The sequence below is a fragment of the Citrobacter sp. wls613 genome, from assembly GCF_005281195.1.
Classification (GTDB): Bacteria; Pseudomonadota; Gammaproteobacteria; order Enterobacterales; family Enterobacteriaceae; genus Citrobacter; species Citrobacter gillenii.
Genome location: NZ_SZXN01000051.1, coordinates 1 through 7,588, shown reverse-complemented (window position 1 = coordinate 7,588; position 7,588 = coordinate 1). Strand labels below are relative to the sequence as shown.

Here is a 7,588-nt window from a genome sequence, read left to right as displayed (position 1 = left end):
CGGCAGGTTGTTCGCTGGCGGCAGCGGATATTTGCTGCAAAATCAGCAACAGGATCAGCTCCAGCGCAACGCTGCGATGGATATTCTCCTGCTCACGTAAAAACTGGCGAAACAGCGAAATAATATATTGTGGCTCATTCACCCGAGTCTGTTGCGGGATCGAAAGCAGCGCTTCAGACGGTGAAACACGCTCACCGGACTTCACTTCAAAATGCAGCCAATAAAATTTTAAATCGGGCGGAAATTGTCCCACGCCGACATGTAAACGCTGCGGCCACAGCAGCAAACTCTCTCCAGCCTGCACGCTAAAAATAGCGTTCCCTTCACGAATCGTTAATGTCCCTTTTTCGACAAAGATAATTTCCCAGGAATGAAGTTGCCGCGCCGGATGACTTCCCACGCCACGAGAAATAAACAGCCCGCCATTTTGTACTTTAATCGGAAGTGACATGGATAATTCAAGCATAACTATTCAATTTCCCGCTTTTAGCACCCTAAAAACCTGCCTTCATCTTTGATTATTCACGATAAAATAGTATCTCGCCGGATCGAAATCACACTTTTTCAATTAAGTCGGAATTGTCATCTTTTTATACTTTTCCCTTCCCTTGTTGGTCTGAGTATTTGGTGCAGAATAAATAACGTACTTTGCAAATGACACAATAAAAGCCCGCAATGTAGCGGGGTACTTTCTGAACATCCTCTCCGGGAGTTATTTATGACTTCGGCTCCGATTACGACCAACGATTTGGCACAACGTGCACAAGACGACAAATTATCTCTGCGTGAAAAAGTAGGTTACGGATTAGGCGATGCAGGCGGGACCGTTATTACCTGCCTGATCATGAACTTCCTGACTTTTTTCTATACTGACGTGTTTGGCTTAACGCCCGCACTGGTCGGCACCTTGTTTATTGCCCTGCGCGTATTTGACGCGGTTTCTGACCCGATCATGGGTGTCCTCGCCGACCGCACGCAAAGCCGCTGGGGACGCTTTCGCCCATGGCAGCTGTGGGTGGCCGTTCCCATCGGCATTATTGGCGTTCTGACCTTTACCGTCCCGGACGCCAGCATGGGGGTAAAAATCGCCTGGGCATTTGGCACCTATCTGCTGCTTTCCGTCGGCTATACCGCGATCAATGTGCCGTATTGTGCGCTGATCAACACCATGACGACGCGCCACAATGAAGTGATCGCCTGCCAGTCCTGGCGCTTTGTGCTGTGCGGTGTCGCCGGTTTTTTAGTCTCCGTCGGCCTGCCGTGGATGGTGGAGATACTCGGTCAGGGCAACGCCGCGCAGGGTTATCAGTTTGGCGTGGGCATCCTGTGTGCCATCGCAGTCGTCATGTTCCTGTGCTGTTTCTTCTGGGTGCGCGAGCGGGTACCGCTGGCGATGATGGGGAAATTTACGCTGCGCGAACACATCGGCGGACTGCGTAAAAATGACCAACTGCTGCTGATGCTGGTGATGTCCTTCCTGCTGATCAATGTCTTTAATATTCGTGGCGGCGGGTACATGTACTTCATTACCTACGTGCTGGAAGGCAGTACCGCTTACACCTCGCTGTTTTTCACCATGGTCACCTTCGCCTCGATCATCGGTTCGGTGGTGGTTAGCCCGCTGACGCGACGCATCGACACCGTCAAACTCTATTACTACACCAACCTGGTACTGGCGGCGCTGGCAGCGTTAATGTGGTTCCTGCCAACCGGTCCAGCGCACCAGACGTTATGGCTGGCGGTGATTCTCGGCAACGGCATTATTCTCGGCTTCACGCTGCCGCTGCACTTCTCGCTGATGGCCTTTGCTGATGATTACGGCGAATGGAAAACCGGCGTGCGTTCCTCCGGCATGAATTTCGCCTTCAACCTGTTTTTTATCAAGCTGGCCTGGGCCTCCAGTGCCGGGATCATCAGCGTGTTGTTTATTTTTGTCGCCTATCAGCCTGGCGCTGGCAACCAAACCGCCAGTTCGCTGCAAGGTATTACCGCCATGGAGACGCTGCTGCCCGCCCTGTTCCACCTACTGCTGGCGCTGTCTATCCGCCTTTGCAAACTCAATAACCCGATGATGTCGCGCATTGCTACCGATCTGCGTCAGCGTCATGTACAGCCTTAAGGAGCACGAAATGAACGCACAAGAAGTCGACCTGCATAAGCTCACGGTCAGCGATCCGTTCCTCGGACAATACCAGCAACTGGTGCGCGACGTGGTGATCCCCTATCAGTGGGATGCGCTCAATGACCGCATTGCAGAAGCTGATCCCAGCCACGCTATCGAGAATTTCCGCATTGCTGCGGGCCAGCAATCCGGTGAGTTTTACGGCATGGTTTTTCAGGATAGCGACGTGGCCAAATGGCTGGAGGCCGTGGCCTGGTCGCTGTGTCAGAAACCGGATACCGAGCTGGAAAAAACCGCCGATGAGGTGATTGAACTGGTCGCCGCCGCCCAGTGCGAAGATGGCTATCTCAACACCTATTTTACGGTGAAGGCCCCTGAAGAACGCTGGACGAATCTGGCCGAATGTCATGAGCTGTACTGCGCGGGTCACATGATAGAAGCGGGTGTGGCCTTCTTTCAGGCGACGGGAAAACGCCGCTTACTGGAGGTGGTATGTCGTCTGGCAGACCATATCGACAACGTTTTTGGACCCGGTGAAAACCAGCTGCATGGCTATCCCGGCCACCCGGAAATTGAGCTGGCGCTCATGCGATTGTATGAAGTCACGCAGCAACCACGGTATATGACGCTGGTAAATTATTTTGTTGAGCAGCGTGGCACACAGCCGCATTTCTACGATGAAGAGTACGAAAAACGCGGTCGCACCTCCTACTGGCACACCTACGGACCGGCGTGGATGGTGAAAGACAAGCCTTACAGCCAGGCGCACCAGCCAATATCTGAACAGCAAACCGCCATCGGTCACGCCGTGCGCTTTGTCTACCTGATGACAGGAGTGGCCCACCTGGCACGCTTAAGCCAGGACGAAGGCAAGCGCCAGGACTGCCTGCGACTGTGGAACAATATGGCCCAGCGCCAGCTGTACATTACCGGCGGGATCGGCTCGCAAAGCAGCGGCGAGGCATTTAGCAGCGATTACGATCTGCCCAACGACTCTGTGTATGCGGAAAGCTGCGCCTCTATTGGTCTGATGATGTTCGCCCGCCGGATGCTGGAGATGGAGGCCGACAGTCAGTACGCCGACGTGATGGAACGCGCGCTGTATAACACCGTACTGGGTGGTATGGCGCTTGACGGGAAACACTTTTTCTACGTTAACCCGCTGGAAGTGCATCCTAAATCTCTAAAATTTAACCATATTTATGACCACGTGAAGCCCATTCGCCAGCGCTGGTTTGGCTGCGCCTGCTGCCCACCGAATATCGCGCGCGTGTTAACGTCGATTGGCCATTACCTCTACACGCCGCGCCAGGACGCGCTGTATATCAATATGTATGTGGGCAACAGCATGGAAATACCCGTTGAAAACGGGACGCTGAAACTCCGCATTAGCGGAGATTATCCGTGGCATGAGCAGGTTAATATCACCATTGATTCCGTGCAGCCAGTACACCACACCCTGGCACTACGCCTGCCGGACTGGTGCTCCGCGCCGCAGGTAATGCTGAACGGTTTGCCTGTAGAACAAGATATTCGCAAAGGCTATTTGCACATAACCCGCACCTGGCAAGAAGGGGATACGCTGAGCCTGACGCTCCCGATGCCGGTGCGTCGGGTATACGGTAATCCGCTGGTTCGCCATGTTGCCGGTAAGGTTGCCATTCAACGTGGACCGTTAGTCTATTGTCTGGAGCAGGCGGATAACGGCGAGGAATTGCATAACCTGTGGCTGCCCAAAGAGAGTGAATTCAGGGTCTTTGAGGGGAAAGGGCTATTCAGCCATAAAATACTGATTCAAACGGAAGGGGTGAAGCAAAGCGCTGATGATGCCACGCAGCAATCGTTGTGGCACTACGATGTCTCCCCCGCTTCCCGGCAAACGCATACGCTGACGTTTATTCCGTGGTTTAGCTGGGCGAACCGTGGTGAAGGTGAAATGCGGATTTGGGTCAACGAGCAGTAATGATATGACGGATGGCGACTGTTGGCGCCATCCGTCAAAACATCATGAAAAAATTGCCCTCTTCCATGAGGACAAACGGGTGAGAATTAGAAACGCCAGCTCACCCCTGACAGGAAAGTGAAGCTGTCATCGCGATCAACCATTGGGCTATCCTTAATATCATCTGGCAGCACGCTATAGTTGGCGCTGGCCAGCAGTGTCAGGTTAGCGGTTAACGCATATTTTGCGGACAGACCGGCATACGGTGTCCAGCTATCGCCAGGGGAATAGCTAGATAACCCGCTACGGCGAGACTCATTGCCTGAGATGCCGTAGTAATATTCGTTGAATTTTTCATCGTAGTAGAGCACACCAATGGACGGCGTCAGCGTCAGCTTGCCCATCGGCATTGGACGGAACAGAGAAACTTCGCCAGCCCAACCGCTGCTGTTGTCCATTACATCCGCTGCGGCAGAGACTTTCACGCTGCCCCATTTCTCATGGTGATACCATGCGGCCCCCGCCATTGCGGTTGCGTCACGCTTGTCGAGCTGCTTCATCGCATGATCGTCGTTATCGCCTGGGTCAAACTCAAGCGGCATCCACGAAGCAGTAATGCTAAATTCATTACTTTCACTCTTCGACAGAATATAACCTAGCGTTGTTTGCCTAAAATAAAATGATTCGCCTTCATAACTGATAAGCGGTACTGCATGGACATTTTCATTGTATCCACGATAAGGAGATTCGTTATATACAGCCCCACCGCCAAGAGAAAACTCTGCGGCTGATGCACTTGCCATAAAAGACAAAGCAACTAGCGCCGCAATATTGCGTTTAATTAACATGCCAACTTTCCATTTTAAAATAAGCTACAAAGCAGGCGCATAATAATGCTTACAATTTCATCAGTGCAAGACGCATATTTATATAGTAATATATAAAATCATATATATATTGGATTCAGCGATGAACAAATTACAACTCAAACACCGGGAACTAAAAATTATTTCGGTCATTGCTGCCAGTGAAAACATCAGCCATGCAGCAACCGTACTCGGCATTGCGCAGGCCAACGTCAGCAAATATCTTGCTGATTTTGAATCAAAAGCTGGATTAAAGGTGTTTGACAGAACCACCCGACAACTTACCCTGACGCCCTTTGGCACCGCGTTGCTACCCTACATCAATGACATGTTAGACAGAAACGAGCAGCTGAACAATTTTATTGCCGATTATAAGCATGAAAAACGTGGTCGGGTCACGGTATATGCACCGACGGGAATTATTGCTTACTTATCGCAACATGTTATTGCAAAAATTCAGAATATTGGTGGAATTAGCCTCTCGCTGAAAACCTATAACCTGGAACGTAAAGCATTTTATGAAGGGGTCGAATTCCCTGATGATTGTGATGTTTTAATTTCCTACGCACATCCCAAAGATGAAACACTGGTTGCCAGTTTCATTACTAAATATGCGGTTACGGCTTTTGCCAGCCAGGGATATCTCGATAAACACCCCATCAGTAGCCCTGAAGAACTGGAGCAACATTCCTGTATTTTGATTGATTCAATGATGATTGATGACGCCAATATTTGGCGATTCAATTCAGCCGGTGGCAAGGAGATGCATGACTATCGGGTGACAGGAAATTACGTCTGCGATAATACACAATCCGCGCTGGCGCTGGCACGTAATCATCTGGGCATTGTTTTTGCGCCCAATGAAAGCGTTCAACTTGATATTGAGGCTGGGGCGCTGGTTCCGTGCTTCTCTGAACAGCACGAGTGGTGGCTGGATCTGGTCGCGATTTTCCGTAAGCGTGAATACCAACCCTGGCGAGTGCAGTTTATTCTGGATGAGATGTTGGCGGAGATTCGCGAGCAGCTTACTCAGGTGCTACAACAGCCACCTGAGTAAGTAAAATAGTCTGCACCTAGTGGTCGAGATACAGGTAATGCACCCAACTGGTCATGCGTAACAGGACCTTACGCATCACTGATACATGGGCGAAATGGTCCGAATACACCGCGACCTGAGCGTAAATACCATCAGGCAACGCGTTGACGTCCACATTCTCATTCAGTTCAATCGTGGCGATCACCCCTTCCGAACCCGGCGTGGAGTTTAAGGATTGCAACGCGCCGTTCGACTGATACGTACCACCCGGAACCGCCGGGCTAATCGCGGCCAGTTTTCCGCTATAAACTTTCCCCGGTAGCGCGTTAAATACCACTTCAGCTTCGTCACCTGGCTCCAGTCGCAGAAGTGAGTTTTGGCGGAACTGGGCAATAATCTGTCGTTTTTGATCCGGTATAAACACCATCACCGGACGCATCGGCAGCGCAGCGGCATAGGTGCCCGGTCGGATCAGCACCTGGGTAACATAGCCATCGCTGGGCGCACGAACTACGGTTTGATCGAGGTTAAATTCTGCTTCCGCCAGTTGGGCTTTCAGGCTGGCAATTTGTGAATGCTCACCCATCACCATGCTGTCTAACTGGCTCTGTATTTGCTGTTGCTCTGCGAGGGACGATTTTACCGACGCTTCCTGCGCCAGATAGTTTTGCCGTGCCGCATCGATATCGCGTTCAGAAAAAGGATTTACCTTCGCCTGGCTACCCTGCGCGTAACGCTGGTAATCTTTTGCCAACTTGTCACGCGTGGCCTTTTTCTGCTGCGTGTTCGCTTTCATTTCATCTAACTGCGCAACCAGCGCCTGCTCTTTATGCTGTGCCGTGACAATGTCGGCTTTCAGGCGGTCAACCCTCGCCTGATAACGCCCTGGGTTAAGCTTAAACAGCACCTCGCCTTTTTTGATCAGCGTGTTTTTCTTATCCGTGACTTCTGTTACCACCCCGGTCACCTGCGGCACGACGGGAATAGAAATAACCGCCTTTTGCGCCTTAAATGTATACGGATGGTTATAGTTCATCAGTAATATAAGCCCGCAAACAATAAAAATACCGCCCAATGCTGCAGTCGGTACTGTCCATTTATTTACAGGAATTTTAAAAATTTTAAATACAGACCATGCACAAGCCACATAGGTCAAAACGATCAGTAAATCCATCGATATTACTCCGCCGGGGAGGTCTTAACCTCGGCCAGTTTCTTTTCCAGATCGGCTACCCGTTCCTGAAGTTGAATCAGGGAAGAATCAGCGCTTTGCATGCCCCAACCGCGCTCCGGGCGGTAAAGCGTTGCCCAAATCCATAAAAAGGGCCAAATAACATGCAGCGTAAACAGACTTACCCATCCCGCAACATGGATAGCGTCGGCATGAGGATGGTTACGTTTTTTTGCAATTAGATAGGGAATATCATGCAGAATAATAACCCCATAAAAAATGACCAGGAATACAAAAATAAGCACTCCTAATGCAAAATAATCAAGAAACATATTTGCCTCAGGGATTAAAAATAAAGAATTTGTATGCTATTAGTTTTAAATAATAGATTTGAGCATAATAGTGGAATGACCAGATTGGGTGATGCTGCCAACTTACTGATTTAGTGTAT

7 protein-coding genes are annotated in these 7,588 nt (G+C 50.5%); 3 read left to right on the top strand and 4 right to left on the bottom strand.

The window, feature by feature from the left end; all coding sequences use genetic code 11:
• A partial coding sequence (locus FDX01_RS23675) for an AraC family ligand binding domain-containing protein (RefSeq protein WP_249360917.1) occupies positions 1-466 on the bottom strand: 466 nt, incomplete at its 3' end.
• Positions 467-718: 252 nt separating this feature from the next.
• Here FDX01_RS23675 and FDX01_RS08615 point away from each other — a divergent pair.
• The gene (locus FDX01_RS08615; RefSeq protein ID WP_137399629.1) at positions 719-2,119 is read left to right on the top strand and encodes an MFS transporter; all 1,401 of its coding nucleotides are present in this window, start codon (positions 719-721) and stop codon (positions 2,117-2,119) included.
• Positions 2,120-2,129: 10 nt separating this feature from the next.
• Positions 2,130-4,085, top strand: a complete 1,956-nt coding sequence (locus tag FDX01_RS08610) for a glycoside hydrolase family 127 protein (RefSeq protein WP_137399628.1) — start codon at positions 2,130-2,132, stop codon at positions 4,083-4,085.
• 86 nt (positions 4,086-4,171) lie between these two features.
• Here FDX01_RS08610 and FDX01_RS08605 read toward each other — a convergent pair whose 3' ends face one another.
• On the bottom strand, positions 4,172-4,912 hold the full coding sequence (locus FDX01_RS08605; protein WP_096759120.1) for a MipA/OmpV family protein: 741 nt from the start codon (positions 4,910-4,912) through the stop codon (positions 4,172-4,174).
• 121 nt (positions 4,913-5,033) lie between these two features.
• On the opposite strand from FDX01_RS08605, the gene FDX01_RS08600 reads away from it, so the two are divergent.
• The gene (locus FDX01_RS08600) at positions 5,034-5,987 is read left to right on the top strand and encodes a LysR family transcriptional regulator (RefSeq protein ID WP_137399627.1); all 954 of its coding nucleotides are present in this window, start codon (positions 5,034-5,036) and stop codon (positions 5,985-5,987) included.
• 16 nt (positions 5,988-6,003) lie between these two features.
• Here the strand turns inward: FDX01_RS08600 and FDX01_RS08595 are convergent, their stop codons facing one another.
• Positions 6,004-7,140, bottom strand: coding sequence for an HlyD family secretion protein (locus tag FDX01_RS08595; protein WP_135911235.1), 1,137 nt, complete (start codon positions 7,138-7,140; stop codon positions 6,004-6,006).
• 5 nt (positions 7,141-7,145) lie between these two features.
• Complete coding sequence (locus FDX01_RS08590; protein ID WP_117342532.1) at positions 7,146-7,469, bottom strand: DUF3302 domain-containing protein; 324 nt, start codon at positions 7,467-7,469, stop codon at positions 7,146-7,148.
• Between the last annotated feature and the right edge of the window lie 119 nt (positions 7,470-7,588).